General features: G+C 65.1%; 14 protein-coding genes and 1 tRNA gene. 9 read left to right on the top strand and 6 right to left on the bottom strand.

Annotation, left to right across the window (positions count from 1 at the left end; genetic code table 11):
* Positions 1 to 16 precede the first annotated feature (16 nt).
* On the top strand, positions 17 to 943 hold the full coding sequence (locus RW112_RS00970) for a tyrosine recombinase XerC (RefSeq protein ID WP_317780028.1): 927 nt from the start codon (positions 17 to 19) through the stop codon (positions 941 to 943).
* A 304-nt stretch (positions 944 to 1,247) separates the two neighbouring features.
* Positions 1,248 to 1,751, top strand: a complete 504-nt coding sequence (locus RW112_RS00965) for a DUF3145 domain-containing protein (protein WP_011692312.1) — start codon at positions 1,248 to 1,250, stop codon at positions 1,749 to 1,751.
* A gap of 99 nt (positions 1,752 to 1,850) precedes the next feature.
* Here the strand turns inward: RW112_RS00965 and fabF are convergent, their stop codons facing one another.
* The 6 genes from fabF to aceE all read right to left on the bottom strand — a co-directional run bounded on the left by fabF (position 1,851) and on the right by aceE (position 9,877).
* Complete coding sequence (gene fabF / locus RW112_RS00960; protein ID WP_317780027.1) at positions 1,851 to 3,089, bottom strand: beta-ketoacyl-ACP synthase II; 1,239 nt, start codon at positions 3,087 to 3,089, stop codon at positions 1,851 to 1,853.
* Positions 3,090 to 3,247: 158 nt separating this feature from the next.
* The gene (locus tag RW112_RS00955) at positions 3,248 to 3,493 is read right to left on the bottom strand and encodes an acyl carrier protein (RefSeq protein WP_214840220.1); all 246 of its coding nucleotides are present in this window, start codon (positions 3,491 to 3,493) and stop codon (positions 3,248 to 3,250) included.
* A 122-nt stretch (positions 3,494 to 3,615) separates the two neighbouring features.
* Complete coding sequence (locus RW112_RS00950) at positions 3,616 to 4,677, bottom strand: beta-ketoacyl-ACP synthase III (protein ID WP_305941359.1); 1,062 nt, start codon at positions 4,675 to 4,677, stop codon at positions 3,616 to 3,618.
* The gene (locus RW112_RS00945; RefSeq protein WP_317780026.1) at positions 4,674 to 5,603 is read right to left on the bottom strand and encodes an ACP S-malonyltransferase; all 930 of its coding nucleotides are present in this window, start codon (positions 5,601 to 5,603) and stop codon (positions 4,674 to 4,676) included. The genes RW112_RS00950 and RW112_RS00945 overlap by 4 nt, the downstream gene beginning before the upstream one ends.
* An 87-nt stretch (positions 5,604 to 5,690) precedes the next feature.
* Positions 5,691 to 6,935, bottom strand: a complete 1,245-nt coding sequence (locus tag RW112_RS00940; RefSeq protein ID WP_305941357.1) for a PucR family transcriptional regulator — start codon at positions 6,933 to 6,935, stop codon at positions 5,691 to 5,693.
* Between the two features lie 173 nt (positions 6,936 to 7,108).
* On the bottom strand, positions 7,109 to 9,877 hold the full coding sequence (aceE, locus tag RW112_RS00935) for a pyruvate dehydrogenase (acetyl-transferring), homodimeric type (protein WP_317780025.1): 2,769 nt from the start codon (positions 9,875 to 9,877) through the stop codon (positions 7,109 to 7,111).
* Positions 9,878 to 10,272: 395 nt separating this feature from the next.
* Here aceE and RW112_RS00930 point away from each other — a divergent pair, with 395 nt between their 5' ends.
* The 7 genes from RW112_RS00930 (at position 10,273) to RW112_RS00900 (ending at position 15,335) form a co-directional block, all read left to right on the top strand.
* Positions 10,273 to 10,692 carry a DUF3052 domain-containing protein gene (locus tag RW112_RS00930; protein ID WP_028268935.1) on the top strand — a complete coding sequence of 140 codons (420 nt, stop codon included), beginning with the start codon at positions 10,273 to 10,275 and terminating at the stop codon, positions 10,690 to 10,692.
* An 11-nt stretch (positions 10,693 to 10,703) separates the two neighbouring features.
* Positions 10,704 to 11,201, top strand: coding sequence for a peroxiredoxin (locus RW112_RS00925; protein WP_411709857.1), 498 nt, complete (start codon positions 10,704 to 10,706; stop codon positions 11,199 to 11,201).
* 4 nt (positions 11,202 to 11,205) lie between these two features.
* The gene (locus RW112_RS00920) at positions 11,206 to 12,126 is read left to right on the top strand and encodes an NAD-dependent protein deacetylase (protein ID WP_317780024.1); all 921 of its coding nucleotides are present in this window, start codon (positions 11,206 to 11,208) and stop codon (positions 12,124 to 12,126) included.
* A 109-nt stretch (positions 12,127 to 12,235) separates the two neighbouring features.
* Positions 12,236 to 12,311: transfer RNA gene (locus RW112_RS00915), tRNA-Val, on the top strand.
* Positions 12,312 to 12,412: 101 nt separating this feature from the next.
* Positions 12,413 to 12,703: a hypothetical protein gene (locus RW112_RS00910; protein ID WP_317780023.1), complete on the top strand. Its 291-nt coding sequence runs from the start codon at positions 12,413 to 12,415 to the stop codon at positions 12,701 to 12,703.
* Between the two features lie 321 nt (positions 12,704 to 13,024).
* Entirely contained in the window at positions 13,025 to 13,822 is a 798-nt protein-coding gene (locus tag RW112_RS00905; protein WP_317780022.1) for an IclR family transcriptional regulator, read from the top strand.
* Positions 13,823 to 13,985: 163 nt separating this feature from the next.
* A complete protein-coding gene (locus RW112_RS00900; RefSeq protein ID WP_317780021.1) occupies positions 13,986 to 15,335 on the top strand; it encodes an MFS transporter in 1,350 nt (449 codons plus the stop codon).
* Positions 15,336 to 15,384 lie beyond the last annotated feature (49 nt).

The following is a 15,384-nucleotide window of genomic DNA, read 5'->3' as shown; positions in this document are numbered from 1 at the left end:
GTGGGAAAGTTGGACCGTGGATACCCCAGACCTCCCGCCGGCCCTCGCCGGCGCAGCCCAAGGCTTCGGCCGTTACCTCGAAGGCGAACGCGCCCGGTCACCCCACACCGTGCGCGCCTACATGTCGGACATCCACAGCCTATTGTCGGCTGCGGCAGCAGACGGTGCCACCGGACTTGACGGGATTGAACTCTCCACGCTGCGGCGCTGGCTCGGCGTCCAGAGCGAGGCGGGTATGTCCCGCTCCACGTTGGCCCGGCGTGCAGCCACGGCCCGGTCCTTCACCGCCTGGGCCGTGCGGGAAGAACTTCTCGAGGCCGATCCGGCGCTGCGCCTGAAGGCACCGAAACGGGAGAAATCCCTGCCGGGCGTCCTGCACCAGCAACAGGTTGTTCGCGTCCTGGACGGGCTGAAGGCGGCCGCGGAAGACGGCGGCCCGCTGGCCCTTCGAAACCGGGCCATGGTGGAGTTGCTCTACGCCACAGGGGTCAGGGTCGGGGAGCTGGCGGGCATGGACGTGGACGACCTCGATCCCGACCGCCGGACGCTCAGGGTTGTCGGCAAGGGCAACAAAGAGCGGACGGTGCCGTACGGGCTTCCCGCCGAGGTCGCCGTCGACGACTGGCTGCGCCGCGGAAGGCCCCTGCTGGCAGTCGACGGAAGTGGTCCGGCACTCTTCCTGGGGGCGCGGGGCCGGCGGGTGGACCAGCGGCAGGTCCGTGCGGTGGTGAAGGACCTGCTCGACGCGCTGGGGGATACAGCTGCCACCGGTCCGCACGCACTCCGGCACTCCGCCGCCACCCATTTGCTGGACGGCGGAGCCGACCTCAGGGCCGTGCAGGAAATCCTCGGCCACAGCAGCCTGGCTACCACCCAGATCTACACCCACGTCTCGGTTGACCGCCTGAGGAGAAGCTACCAGCAGGCGCATCCGCGCGCCTGACAGAGTCTCCGGGGGCCCGCTGCCAGCCGCGGCCGGTAAACGCCCGGGCGGCCACGCAAGTTTTCTGTTCACTTCCGGCGCGCCGAATTGCACTGGCGTAATTAGGCGGGGTACGGCACAATAAGAGTCATGCCCGGCAAGTTTCAAGTCTGACTTGAAGCTCGCCCTGAAGCAGTTTCAGGCGGTGCCGGCACTAATTTCATAGCCTTGCAGGGACCACCGGCAGCATGCGGACCCGGCGCGGCAGGCACACATTCAGGCAGAGGTCGTTGGGGAAGACGTACCTACAGCTATGGAGGATGGAATGTCTGTTGCAATGACCCGCGGTGTCTTGTTCGTTCACTCGGCCCCGACCGCCCTGTGCCCCCACGTTGAGTGGGCCATCGGGTCTGTCGTGGACAAGCGAACGGACCTTGAGTGGACTGCTCAGCCTGCTGCGCCCGGAATGTTCCGTTCGGAATTGTCCTGGACCGGCAGCCCGGGTACCGGCGCCCTGCTGGCGTCCGCCTTGAGGGGCTGGGCGCACCTGCGCTATGAAGTCACTGAGGAGCCCAGCCAGGGCGTGGATGGCGGCCGATGGTCCCACACCCCTGAGCTCGGAATTTTCCACGCCGTCACCGACGTGCACGGAAACATCATGGTTTCCGAAGACCGGATCCGCTACGCCTACGAGTCCGGTGCCGGCGACCCGTCCGCCGTTTACCACGAGCTCTCCCTTGCGCTCGGCGAGGCCTGGGACGAAGAGCTGGAGCCGTTCCGGCACGCTGCCGAGGGCGCACCCGTGCGCTGGCTGCACCAGGTGGGCTGACGCCGCGGGCCATCCCGGGCCGCATCGCAAAAACCTCCATAACGCATGAGGCCCCCGCCGGATGGCAGGGGCCTCATGCAGCTGGGTCAACCGCGGACGCTAGATGCTGCGGACCGCAATCACGGCGTTGTGGCCGCCGAAGCCGAAGGAGTTGCTCAGCGCCACGATGTTGCCTGACGGCAGGTCGCGGGCTGTCTTGGTGACGACGTCGAGCGGGATCTCCGGATCCTGGTTTTCCAGGTTGATGGTCACCGGTGCCTTGCGCTCGTAGACGGCCAGGACGGTCAGGACTGCTTCAACGGCACCTGAGGCACCCAGCAGGTGGCCCATCTGGGACTTTGTCGCGGAAACCGCCACATTATCGACGTGCGATCCCAGGGCGGCGCGAAGCGCGGTGTACTCAGGCTTGTCGCCGACGGGAGTGGACGTCGCGTGCGCGTTGACATGGACCACTTCCTCAGCCTGGATGCGGCCGTCGAACATCGCCGCTTTCAGGGCGCGGGTGGCACCCAGGCCCTGGGGGTCCGGGGCGGTGATGTGGTAGGCGTCGGCAGTCACGGAAGTTCCGGCGAGTTCGCCGTAGATCCGGGCGCCACGGGCAAGTGCGTGTTCCTCGGCCTCGATGACCAAGGCGCCGGCGCCTTCACCCATGACGAAACCGTCGCGACCCGTATCGTACGGTCGGGATGCGTGCTCGGGATCGTCGTTGCGGCGGGAAAGGGCCTGCATCGAGGCGAACGCGGCAATGGGCATCGGGTGGATCGCAGCTTCGGCTCCACCGCAGACCACGACGTCAGCCTTGCCGGAGCGAATGAGGTCCAGGCCGAGGTGGAGGGCCTCGGTGCCGGATGCGCAGGCGGACACCGGGGTGTGGGCGCCTGCACGGGCACCCAGGTCCAGGCTCACCGCTGCTGCCACGCCATTGGGCATCAGCATGGGCACGGTCATGGGCAGGACGCGGCGCGGTCCTTTTTCGCGCAGGGTGTCCCAAGCGTCCAGCAGGGTCCAGACGCCGCCGATGCCCGTGGCGAAGGCCACCGCAAGGCGGTCGTGGTCCACTTCGGTAATGCCGGAGTCGGCCCAGGCTTCGCGGGCGGCCACGACGCCGAACTGCGTGGACGGGTCCATCCGCTTCGCTTCGACGCGGCTCAGGACTTCCAGCGCGGGGGTGGAGGCGCGGGCTGCGAAGTGAACGGGCAGTTCATACTTGGCTACCCAGTCGTCCTCGAGCGTGCGTGCGCCGGAGACGCCCTTCAGCGCGTTATTCCACATCGTGGGGACATCGCCGCCAATGGGCGTGGTGGCACCCAGACCGGTAATGACTACTTTGCGTGCCATGGGATCACTCTCTATCGGTGCGCATGCCGTGTCCGGGGGATGCCTGGCCGGGAATGCGTGGGGAAAACGTGGGGTCATTCAGCGGTGCACGGTCCGGGACGCTTTGTCAGCGCCCCGGACCGGCTACCGGGTTCGGCCGTTGCCGGCAGGAGCCAGGACTAGGCCTGTGCGTTTGAGATGAAGCTGACAGCGTCACCGACGGTCTTGAGGTTCTTGACCTCTTCGTCCGGGATGCGCACGCCGAACTTTTCCTCAGCGTTGACCACGATGGTCATCATGGAGATGGAGTCGATGTCCAGGTCCTCGGTGAAGGACTTGTCCAGCTCGACGGCTTCGGTGGCGAGGCCGGTCTCTTCGTTGACGATTTCAGCCAAGCCGGCCAGGATCTCTTCGTTGCTAGCCATTGATGGCTCCTTTTCTTGTTGTTGCCGGCAGGTGCTGCCGGAAATGATTCAAGCCGCGGTTACGGCTTGGTTCGCGAATCCGTGCTGTTCAGTACGTATTCAGTTGTGGGTAAAGGGTCCGGCTACGGGAGCACAATCACCTGGGCGCCAAACACCAGGCCGGCGCCGAAACCGATTTGCAGGGCGAGTCCGCCGCTGAGTTCGGGGTTTTCCTGCAGCAGGCGGTGGGTCGCAAGCGGAATGGAAGCTGCGGACGTGTTTCCCGCTTCGGCGATGTCCCTGGCCACCTTGACGGTCTCGGGAAGCTTGAGCTTCTTGACCATCTCGTCGATGATCCGCATGTTGGCCTGGTGCGGGATGAAGGCTACGAGGTCCTCCGGCGCGATGCCGGCGGCGTCGAGGGCCTGCTGCGCCACCTTGGCCATTTCCCAGACGGCCCAGCGGAAGACAGTCTGGCCGTCCTGGCGCAGGGTTGGCCAGATGGCTGCGTCGGTGACGTCGGCCTCCGCGGTGCTCAGCGAACCGCCCTTGTTGGCGGCCAGGGCCAGCTCGCGGACATCGAGCAGGGAATGGGTCATGCCGATGGCGTCCCACTTGCTGCCGTCCGAGCCCCAGACCGACGGGCCGATGCCCGGGGTGTCCGAGGGTCCGATCACGACGGCGCCGGCGCCGTCGCCCAGCAGGAATGAGATGGTGCGCTCGGTGTTGTCGATGACGTCCGACAGTTTCTCGGCACCGACCACCAGCACGTAGTCGGCAGCTCCGGAGCGGACGAGGGCGTCACCCTGGGCGATGCCGTAGCAATATCCCGCGCACGCAGCTGAGATGTCGAATGCCGGGGCAGGCGTCGCGCCAAGGCGGTCAGCCAGGCTCGCGGCAGCGGAGGGCGTCGCGTAAGGGTGGGTGACAGTGGAGACGATCACCGCGCCCAGCTGGCTGGCTTCGATGCCTGCCTTGGCCAGGGCTTCGCGGGCGGCACCCTCGGCCATGTCGATGACGCTGATGTCCGCAGGGGCCCGGTGGCGGGTCACGATGCCGGTGCGCTGCCGGATCCATTCGTCAGACGAATCGATCCACTGGCACACATCTTCGTTGGTGACGATGACGTCGGGCCGGTAGGCGCCGAGTCCAAGGATGCGGGTGTGTTCCCGCAGCGGTGCCTGCTTGAGTACGGGAGCGCTCATGCCTGTCCCTCCAGTTCTGCGAATAGGGCCAAGGCAGCGCTGAGGTCGTCCGGGGTCTTGACGGCAACCGTCTTGACGCCGGGCATGCCCCGCTTGGCGAGTCCGGCCAGGGTTCCGGCCGGTGCGAGTTCAATGACGCCCGTGACGCCGCGCTGGACCAGCGTCTCCATGCACAGGTCCCAGCGGACCGGACGGGAGACCTGGGCGATGAGGCTGCCGACTGCTGCGCCGCCGTCGGTCACTTCCTTGCCGTCAAAGTTGGACAGCAGCGGCACCTGCGGGTTCCGGGGGTGCAGGCTGGGCTTTAGAGCTTCCAGCGCCGCGACGGCCGGGGACATGTGCGAGGTGTGGAAGGCTCCGGCCACCTTCAGCGGGATCACGCGCGCCTTGGCAGGGGGATTCTCCGCAAGGGCCTTGAGCTGGTCGAACGTGCCCGCGGCGACGGTCTGGCCGGCACCGTTGACGTTGGCGGGCGTGGCGCCGGCGGCCTCAATGGCCGCGAGGACCTCGGCCGGATCTCCGCCAACCACGGCGCTCATGCCTGTGGGGGTGACGGCAGCGGCCGCAGCCATGCTGTTGGCGCGCTCCCGGACGAACGTCATGGCTTCGGTCTCGGTCAGGACGCCGGCAAGCGCCGAGGCCGTGATCTCGCCGACGGAGTGACCTGCCAGGACCACCGGAAGGGTGCTCAGTTCGACGTCGAACAGCGACTTTGCGGCCACCAGTCCGGCCGCCACGATCAGCGGCTGTGCCACCGCCGTATCCTTGATGGTTTCCTCATCCGAGGTGGTGCCGTGCGCCGTGAGGTCGATGCCTGCTATTTCACTGAGGGAGGCCAAATGGCCGGCGACGGAAGGCAGTTCCAGCCAAGGGGCCAGAAAACCAGGGGTCTGGGAGCCCTGTCCAGGGCAGACGATTGCAAGCACGTATCCAGCTTTCCAAATTACTGCGTGATTCTCGGTGTATTCATGCACCAAGCTCACTGGGTCAGTTTGTAGGAAGTCTACAACGGTTCAGTTGCCGTTCCGGGACGGCTGGCGCTCCGTGGGGGCCTTCGGCGGAACGGAAAGCCGTCCCACCACGAGTGCCGCCTGAAGCACAAACGCCTCCCGGGGAAGGAGCGGATCCCAGCCCGTGACGTCACAAACGCGCTTGAGCCGGTAACGGACGGTGTTGGCGTGCACGAAGAGCTCGCGGGCCGTCGCTTCCAGCGAGTGTCCCAGCTCGAGGTAGGTACCCAGCGTCTCCACCAGCCCGTTGGACGCGGCAATCAGTGGCCGGTAGATGTTCTTGATGAGGGACCGCCGTGCGGCGTCGTCCCCCGAAATGACCCGCTCAGGCAGCAGGTCGTCAGCAGCCACCGGGCGCGGCGCGGAGGGCCAGGCGCGCGCCGCCGTCAGCCCCGCGAAGGCGGACTGCGCCGAACCGCTCGCCTCGAGGAGGGAACCCGCTTCCGGTCCGTAAACCACGGGCCCGGGGGCGAAAAGCTCGCTGAGCTTCAGGTACGCGCTCTCCCGGTCCTGGACGCCGCCGAGGATCAGGATGAGGCGGTCGCCCTGGATCCCCACCAGCGCGTCTTCGGCAAACCGGCCGGCCGTGCGGCGGAGCTCGCTCACGTAGCTGGCGCTGGGTTCCGACGGCGAATTGCCCACCATGACGGTAAAACGCTCCTGCGCCTTCCATCCGAGGGCCGCGATGCGGGACCGCAAGGCATCCGTATTCTCACCCCGCAGGATCGCGTCCACAATCAGGGCTTCCAGCCTGGTGTCCCAGGAGCCCCTCGATTCGGCTGCGCGGGCGTAGACATCGGCGGCAGCAAAGGCCACCTCGCGGGAGTAGCGGAGCACGGCTTCGCGGAGGGCGGGCTGGTCCGCCTCCGGAGCGATCACGGGAACCTGGTCCTCCACCACTTCCACCACGATCCTGATGAGCTGGAGGGCCTTCTGCAGGCTGATGGAGCGGGTCAGTTCGGTGGGTGCGGTCCCGAACACGTCAGTAAGGATCCACGACGGCGAGCTGGGCCGCTCGTACCAGGTTACGAATGCGGCGATGCCGTTCTGCGCCACCATCCCGAGGGCTGACCGCTCATCGGAACTGAGCCGGCCGTACCAAGGCAGCGATTTTTCCAGCTCTCGCATGGTGGTGGTGGACAGCTGGCCAACACTTGCCCGGAGTTTCTTCAGCGTCTGGGCTTTTTCGGGCGTCAGGGCGCGCGAGGCGGGCTTGCGCTTTGCGGGAGTGGGGGTGGGCTCTGCCATGCATCGAGCATACGGTGCGCGAAGTCCAAGCTCCATTTGTGCAAAGGCTACAACGCGGTTTGCGCTGCGTCACAGACCGGCCAAGTCCTTGCGGCGCGGTCCGGATACGACGACGGCGGCCCCCACCTGTGGTGAGGGCCGCCGTCGTCGTATCCCGGGTCAGGGGTGGTGCTTTAAGATTCGCCTCCGGCGTTGCCGGTGGAACCTGCGTTGACGTTGTGCAGGCGGTACTTCTCGATTGCCTGGACCGGAGCCTGGGCATCCACTTCGCTGCGGCGCGCGAGCATCTCCAGGGAACGGACCACGATGGAGTGGGTGTCGTTCTTGAAGAAGCGGCGTGCGGCGGCGCGGGTGTCGGAGAAGCCGAAGCCGTCGGCGCCGAGCGAGGCGAACTCGTTCGGGAGGAACTGGCGGATCTGGTCCGGGACGGCCTTCATGTAGTCCGAGACTGCCACGATGGGGCCGGTGGCACCTTCGAGCTGAGCCGTGACGAACGGTACGCGTGCCGGCTGGCCGGGGTTGAGGAACGCGTCCTCTTCCGCTGCCATGGCGTCGCGGCGCAGTTCGTTCCAGGACGTGACGGACCAGACGTCCGCGGAGACGCCCCAGTCCTCGGCCAGGATCCGCTGGGCTTCGAGGGCCCAGGGGACGGAGACGCCCGAGGCCAGGATCTGCGTGCGGGGGCCGTCGATCTTGGCCGGTGCAAGCAGGTAGATGCCCTTGAGTACGCCTTCAACATCCAGCTCCTCCGGCTCTGCCGGCTGGGTGATGGGTTCGTTGTAGACGGTGATGTAGTACATCAGGTTACGGTCGGCTGAGTCCGGTCCGTACATGCGCTCGATGCCGTCGCGGACGATGTGGCCCATTTCGTAGCCGTAGGCGGGGTCGTAGGTGACCACTGCCGGGTTGGTGGCGGCGAGGATGGGGGAGTGTCCGTCGGCGTGCTGGAGGCCTTCGCCGGTGAGGGTGGTCCGTCCTGCGGTGGCGCCGATGATGAAGCCGCGGGTCATTTGGTCCGCTGCTGCCCAGAAGGCGTCGCCGGTGCGCTGGAAGCCGAACATGGAGTAGAACACGTAGACCGGGATCAGCGGGACGCCGTGGGTGGCGTAGGCGGTACCGGCGGCGGTGAAGGCTGCGACGGCGCCGGCTTCGTTGATGCCGGGGTGGATCAGCTGGCCCTGGGCGGATTCCTTGTAGGCCAGGACCAGGTCCCGGTCCACGGACAGGTAGTTCTGCCCCTTCGGGTTGTAGATCTTGGCGGTCGGGAAGAACGCGTCCATGCCGAACGTGCGGGCCTCATCGGGGATGATCGGCGCGATGTGCTTGCCGAACTCTTTGTCCCGCATGAGGTCCTTAAGCAGGCGGACGAACGCCATGGTGGTGGCTGCCTGCTGCTTGCCCGAACCGCGCTTGGCCACCTCGTAGGACTTCGCGTCCGGCAGGGTGATCGAGTCATGCTTGCTGCGGCGTTCCGGAACGGAACCGCCCAGGGCGGCCCGGCGTTCCATCATGTAGGCGATTTCCGGTGCATCGTTGCCGGGGTGGAAGTACGGCGGCTGGTAGGGATCACCCTCGAGCTGCTCATCCGTGATCGGGATGCGCAGGTGGTCCCTGAACGACTTGAGGTCGTCGAGGGTGAGTTTCTTCATCTGGTGGGTGGCGTTGCGGCCTTCGAAGTGCGGGCCGAGTCCGTAGCCCTTGACCGTTTTGGCCAGGATCACGGTGGGCTTGCCTTTGAATTCGGTCGCTGCCTTGTACGCGGCGTAGACCTTGCGGTAGTCGTGGCCGCCGCGCTTGAGGTTCCAGATCTGGTCATCGGTCAGGTCCGCGACCATGTCCTTGGTCTGCGGGGTCTTGCCGAAGAAGTGTTCGCGGACGAACCCGCCGGATTCGGCCTTGTAGGTCTGGTAGTCCCCGTCCGGGGTCTCGTTCATGATTTTCACCAGCGACCCGTCGGAGTCCTGGGAGAGCAGCGCGTCCCATTCCCGGCCCCAGACGACCTTGATGACGTTCCAGCCCGCGCCGCGGAAGAACGCTTCGAGTTCCTGCATGATCTTGCCGTTGCCGCGCACCGGCCCGTCCAGGCGCTGGAGGTTGCAGTTGATCACGAAGTTCAGGTTGTCCAGGTTCTCGTTCGCGGCGAGCTGGAGCAGGCCGCGGGACTCGGGCTCGTCCATTTCCCCGTCGCCCAGGAACGCCCAGACCTGCTGGTCCGAGGTGTCTTTCAGGCCGCGGTTGTGCAGGTACCGGTTGGACTGCGCCTGGTAGATCGCGTTCATCGGCCCGATGCCCATGGACACGGTGGGGAATTCCCAGAACTCCGGCATCAGCCGCGGGTGCGGGTAGGAGGACAGGGCGTGCCCGGCCTTGGACTTTTCCTGCCGGAACCCGTCCAGGTCCTCCTCGGTCAGCCGGCCTTCCATGAACGCGCGGGCGTACATGCCGGGGGAGGCGTGGCCCTGGAAGAAGACCTGGTCCCCGCCGCCGGGGTGGTCCTTGCCGCGGAAGAAGTGGTTGAAGCCGACCTCGTACAGGGTCGCGGCCCCGGCGTAGGTGGAGATGTGCCCGCCCACGCCGATGTTCGGCCGCTGGGACCGGTGCACCATCACCGCGGCGTTCCAGCGCATGTAGGCCCGGTAGCGGCGTTCGTATTCCTCGTTGCCCGGGAACTCGGCTTCCTGGTCCGCCGGGATGGTGTTCACATAGTCCGTGGTGGTGACCATCGGTACCCCGACGCTCTGGGCGCCGGCACGCTGCAGGAGACTGCGCATGATGTACTGGGCACGCTCGGTGCCCTGTTCCCTGATCAGCGTATCCAGGGACTCAATCCATTCGGCGGTCTCTTCCGGATCACGATCAGGCAGCTGGTTAGTCAACCCGCTGAGGATATGGGAGGTATCTTCTCCTGCAGCCACGTCCAACCTCTCTTTGCGCGCATGCATCGGCGCCCTCAGGTCCGGCAGGGTAACTGCCTGGCATGAACGCGACGTGTGCGACGTATCGGTTACAACAGCCCGGTCATGTGCGCCGGGCAGGGTCCTATCACGTCTATGGCCTCAAAACTCCAGGGCGATCGCCCCGCTGGCATAGTCGTCACCAGCCACTCTAGCTGTGAGAGCTAGCCGATGCGTAGCCGCTGCCTGACGTCCCTGTCGTATTTGACGTCATACTGGTTGTGTGACGGATCCCGGCCCCGCCGGACCGGCGCCAGGCCCGGGTGTGACGCAGAATAAGTGGGATCGCGGGCCAACAGCTTGAAGAGCAGGCACAAAGGGTGTTGGCTTGTAGTAATGGAAATCACTAGATTTATGCAAATGACTAAGCATTGGAGGAACACGTGAGCGAGGCCGACGCCGCCACTTCGGTAAATGTGGCGGAAAAATTGGGTTTCAAAAACGGGGATCTGATTCAGGAGTTCGGTTACGACGACGACGTCGATTTCGACTTACGTGATGATATTGAGGACCTGACCGGTTCCGAGCTCCTTGATGAGGACGACCATGACGTGGTGGACGCCGTCATCTTCTGGTGGCGGGACGGTGACGGAGACCTTGTTGACACCCTGATGGATTCGCTGACCACCCTGAGTGAGAACGGTGTTGTCTGGGTGCTCACTCCGAAGTCAGGCAGGCAAGGCTACGTGTCCCCGGCGGAGATCCAGGAGGCCGCACCCACGGCAGGGCTCCACCTGACCACGTCAGCAGGTGTCTCCAAGGACTGGAGCGCAACGCGCCTGGTCACCAGGAAGAACAAGTGACGCTGCAGCAACTGCAACCGGTGCAGGATGCCGGTGCGGCGGCCGGTGTTCCTGCGGTCGGAGAGACGGCCCCCGACTTCGAACTGGTTAATCAGTACGGTGAACCTGTCAGGCTTTCGGAACTGCGGGGACGCAACGTCGTCGTCGTTTTTTATCCGTTCGCCTTCTCGGGAATTTGTACCGGCGAACTCTGTGAGATCCGCGACAACCTTGCGCTGTTCGAGGATGCGAACGCTACTGTCCTGGCGCTTTCCGTGGACAGTAAGTTTACGCTGCGTGCATATGCGGAGAAGGAGGGCTACGGGTTTGACCTGCTGGCCGACTTCTGGCCGCATGGGGACGTGGCTTCGCAATACGGCGTGTTTGATCCCGGCAGCGGCATGGCACTGCGTGGAACGTTCATTATCGACGCCGACGGCATCATCCGGTATGTCGTGGTGAATCCCCGCGGCCAGGCCCGCGACCTGGCGGGTTACCGCGCAGCCCTTTCGGAGCTCGGCGGGAACTGACGGCATGAGGCAGCGGCACCCCGGACTTGGCATGACTGGTTTCGCCAGCCTGCCGCCGGTGGGGGCTGCCGCGCCCGCCCCTGACGAACTTGGCGTCCTCCGGGGGATCCGGGATGCCCTGGCGGGAAACCGTTTTGCACTCCTTACCGGGGCAGGCCTCAGTACGGACTCGGGCATCCCGGACTATCGGGGGCCCGACGCTGCTCCGCGGGCGCCTATGACCTACCAGGAGTTCATCGGCCACGCCGGGAACCGGCAGCGGTACTGGGCGCGCAACCATATCGGCTGGTCCCACCTCCGGCGGGCGGACCCCAATGACGGCCATGCGGCAGCTGCCCGGCTGGAGCAGCGCGGCCTGTTGACCGGCCTCATTACCCAAAACGTGGACCGGCTCCACGAAGATGCCGGCAGCGTCAATGTGGTTGACCTCCATGGCCGCTTCGACCGGGTGGCCTGCCTGTCCTGTGCGCGCCGGTATAGCAGGACCCTGCTGGCGGGGGTCCTGGAGGAACTGAACCCCGGGTTCCTGGAACGGGCCCTGGCTGACGGCATGGTGGAGATGGCGCCCGACGCCGACGCCACCGTGGAGGACTCGGCACTCATCCGCAGTTTCGTCGTGGCGCACTGTCCGGCCTGCGGGGGCAATCTGAAACCCGACTTTGTGTACTTCGGCGAAAATGTTCCCAAGGACCGGGTGGAACGCTCGTACGCCATGGTCGACGAGGCCGGCGCCCTTGTTGTTGCCGGATCCTCACTGACCGTGATGAGCGGCCTTCGCTTCGTCCGTCATGCCGCCAAGCAGGAGAAGCCGGTGGTCATCATCAACAGGGGAGCCACGCGGGGGGACGACCTGGCCACGATCAAGCTGGAAGCCGGAGTCAGCGAATCGCTCACGTGGCTGGCAGCCGAACTGCCGGACCTGTGAGCTTCGCCTCACTGCCGTAGGCAGGCGCTGCCGATTGGCGTTCCGCCGGTTCCATCCGGTACAGTTGCTGTTCGTTGGTTGAAGCGCTGAGGCGCGGAGATCGCCGTTTGGGTCTTTAGCTCAGCTGGTAGAGCGCCACGTTTACACCGTGGATGTCATCGGTTCGATCCCGGTAGGACCCACCAACGAAACCCCGTCGCAGCAGGCCGAACAGGCCGGTTGCGGCGGGGTTTTTTGTCATAGGTACCAGGGCAAAACTGTCCGACCCCCTCCATAGTGTTGCGGCATGGAACACGTCATGATGAGGATGGCCCCGGACGGGCGGCCGCTATCCGTTCTCCGCGGCGGACGCGTATGGACCATCGGCGCAGAGCCGGTCCGCTGGTTTGAGCGTGTCAGCTGGTGGGAGGCTGAACGCAGGATGCCCAAGGGCCTGGGGAGGGTGGATATCGAAGTGTGGCAGGTCCAGGCGAGGCTTGGCACGAACGAAAACTCGGCACTGACCACCATGGAATTAATCCGCGACGGACTAGGTGGAGGCTGGCGACTGAGGGAGGCAGTGGCCGACGCCGCGTGATTCCCGGAGCTGCGTGATTCCGGGAACAGGACTTCGCCCGGACATTGGAAAAGCCTTCCACCGCGGCTATTGGGGGATGCCGCGGTGGAAGGCTTGAAATTGAATATACAGTGAATTTTTCGAAATGTGAAACATTTTTGGAGAGTGACGATCCGCGTCCTCCAAGGGTCAAAGGTCCTGCATTGGAACCATGCCGTTGGGAAGGTGCCCCCCGGGGGGCCTCAATACGGTGCCCACACATTATGATGGTTACTGTTCAGCTGAATGAACAGGCTGGATGAACAACGCATTAACGGACGCGCTTTTAACTGAAGGAGAATCATGGCCGATTCCCGGGCTCCCCGCACCTCCGACGGACTGGGGAGTGCGTCCCCCGCGCCGGCCGTGACAAGGGCTGCTGCCGTGCTGGAGGCACTGGCGGCCTCGGCGACAGGCAGGCTTACGCTGAGCGACCTTTCGCGGGAACTGGGCATCCCCAAGTCGTCAACATCGAATCTGATGTTGGCACTCGAGGAGGCGCGCCTCATTAACCGGCAGGGAGCCGACTTCACCCTGGGGCGCAAGCTTGTGGAACTCGGCGCCGCCTACCTCAGCCGGCTGGACGAGGTCCAGGAGTTCTACCGCTTCTGCGAGCAGGCTCCCACCCTGTCCGGCGAAACAGTCCGCATCGCCATGCTGGACGGCACCAATGTGATCTACCTTGCCCGTTATGAAGGGCACCCGGCGGTCAGGCTTACGTCCAATATCGGCGACAAGATGCCGGTGTCGCTGTGTGCCGTGGGCAAAGCCCTGATCGCCCGGCTGCACGACCACGACATCGATGAGATGTTTCCCGATGATGCCGAACTGCCGGTACTTACTCCCAAATCACTGCGGACCGGCGCTGAGTTCAAAAAGCAACTGCCGGTCATCCGGGAGCAGGGTTACGCCTTCGAGGATGAAGAGTCCACCACCGGTGTCGTGTGCCTTGCGGTTGCGGTCCCCACCAGGGGAGCCCACGGGCCGAGCCTGGGACTGTCCGTCACTGCCCTGAAGGCAACCTACTCCCGGGAGCAGGGCGCCATGATGGTCAAGGAGCTGCAGGAGCTGGCGCGTTCACTCGGCAACCCCATGGGCTAACGAGGGACCGGGCGGGGCCCTCACTCCTGAAAAAAAATCGGATTACATCATTGGCGATCCGTTCAAGGTGCTGTACGCTGTTCAATATAGTGATCGACACCACCGGTGCCGTCGCTATCCCACCAGACCAACGGGGGTCTGGAGTGTTCTTAAGGGAGTGCTAGTGACAACTCGTACTGAATCACCGCTTGCGGATGCGGACGGCGCCGTCGTCGAACCGGAACAACTGCGGAGGGCAACTCTTGCCAGCTCCGTGGGCTCCGCTCTGGAGTATTACGATTTCTACATTTACGGCCTGGCATCGGCATTAATCTTCGGGCCCCTTTTTTTCAAGCCCCTCGGTGAAGACGGTGCCCTGATCGCATCGTTCGCCACCTACGGCGTCGGGTTCGCAGCCCGCCCGTTCGGCGGAGTCATTTTTGGTTATATCGGTGACAGGTTCGGCCGCAAAATGGTCCTGATCCTCACGATCGGCCTGATGGGAAGCGCGAGCTTCGCCATCGGCCTGCTGCCGACCTTCGAGCAGGCGGGCATGCTGGGGGCGGTCCTGCTGGTGACGCTCCGCATCCTCCAGGGCCTCGGAGCCGGCGCTGAACAGGCCGGTGCCACCACGCTGATTTCCGAAGTCGCACCGCGCCGCCGTCGTGGTTTCTTCGCTTCCCTGCCGTTCGTCGGCATCCAACTGGGCACCCTCCTGGGTGCAGGCACGTTTGCGCTGATCGCCATGGCGGATAAGGCCGTGCTGGAGGGGTGGTTGTGGCGCGTACCGTTCCTGGCCAGCATCCTCCTGATAGCGGTGGCAATCTTCATCCGGCTGCGGCTTAAGGAAACGCCGGTGTTCCAGGAGCTCGAAAAGCACAAGAACGTGGTCAAGAACCCCATCGGCCAGCTGTGGAAGCACTCGAAGAAGAACGTGCTGGTGGGCATCGGCCTGCGCATGGGCGAGAACGGCAATTCCTCGATCTATTCCGCGCTCCTGATCGCCTTCCTGGCTGCCAAGGACGGGGTGTTCCCGGGCGATAAGTTCATCGGACCCGTGGGCCTGCTCATCGCCGCCGGCTTTGCCGCCGTCATGGTAGTCACCTTCGGCGCCCTCTCCGACCGTTTCGGCCGCGTGCCGGTCTACCGCTACGGTGCACTCTTCCAGGCGCTTATCGCCCTTCCGGCGTTCTACCTCGTGACGCTGGGCAACGTGACCCTCGTCTGGGTGGTCATGGTGGTGGGCATCGCCATCGGCGTCCAGTCCATGCTGGGCCCGCAGTGCCCGCTCCTGCCTGAACTGTTCGGCTCCCAGTACCGCTTTACCGGGGTGGCCATGAGCCGGGAACTCTCCGCAGTCCTGGCCGGCGGGCTTGTTCCCCTCGTGGGCGCGTCGCTCCTGGCGGCAACGGATCACTCCTGGCTGGTGCTCGCCATCTACTCGCTGGTCCTTGCCCTGATTTCGTTCGCCACCACGTTCTTCACGCCGGAGACCGTGGGCCGCGACCTTGTCCTCACGGAGGACGCCAGCTAGCGCCGGCGGCACCTGGACTGCACTCCACGCCACCAGGTTCCACGCCACA

The organism is Arthrobacter sp. B10-11 (assembly GCF_033142195.1).
GTDB lineage: Bacteria > Actinomycetota > Actinomycetes > Actinomycetales > Micrococcaceae > Arthrobacter > Arthrobacter oryzae_C.
The sequence above is the reverse complement of the archived record's forward strand: the minus strand, read 5'-3'. Positions and strand labels throughout refer to the sequence as shown.

Excerpts from the sequence above, each read along its gene's own strand:
- RW112_RS00965 (WP_011692312.1), top strand. The coding sequence starts at position 1,248 with ATGTCTGTTGCAATGACCCGCGGTGTCTTGTTCGTTCACTCGGCCCCG.
- fabF (WP_317780027.1), bottom strand. The coding sequence starts at position 3,089 with ATGGCACGCAAAGTAGTCATTACCGGTCTGGGTGCCACCACGCCCATT.
- RW112_RS00955 (WP_214840220.1), bottom strand. The coding sequence starts at position 3,493 with ATGGCTAGCAACGAAGAGATCCTGGCCGGCTTGGCTGAAATCGTCAAC.
- RW112_RS00950 (WP_305941359.1), bottom strand. The coding sequence starts at position 4,677 with ATGAGCGCTCCCGTACTCAAGCAGGCACCGCTGCGGGAACACACCCGC.
- RW112_RS00940 (WP_305941357.1), bottom strand. The coding sequence starts at position 6,935 with ATGGCAGAGCCCACCCCCACTCCCGCAAAGCGCAAGCCCGCCTCGCGC.
- aceE (WP_317780025.1), bottom strand. The coding sequence starts at position 9,877 with ATGCATGCGCGCAAAGAGAGGTTGGACGTGGCTGCAGGAGAAGATACC.
- RW112_RS00920 (WP_317780024.1), top strand. The coding sequence starts at position 11,206 with ATGAGGCAGCGGCACCCCGGACTTGGCATGACTGGTTTCGCCAGCCTG.
- RW112_RS00910 (WP_317780023.1), top strand. The coding sequence starts at position 12,413 with ATGGAACACGTCATGATGAGGATGGCCCCGGACGGGCGGCCGCTATCC.
- RW112_RS00905 (WP_317780022.1), top strand. The coding sequence starts at position 13,025 with ATGGCCGATTCCCGGGCTCCCCGCACCTCCGACGGACTGGGGAGTGCG.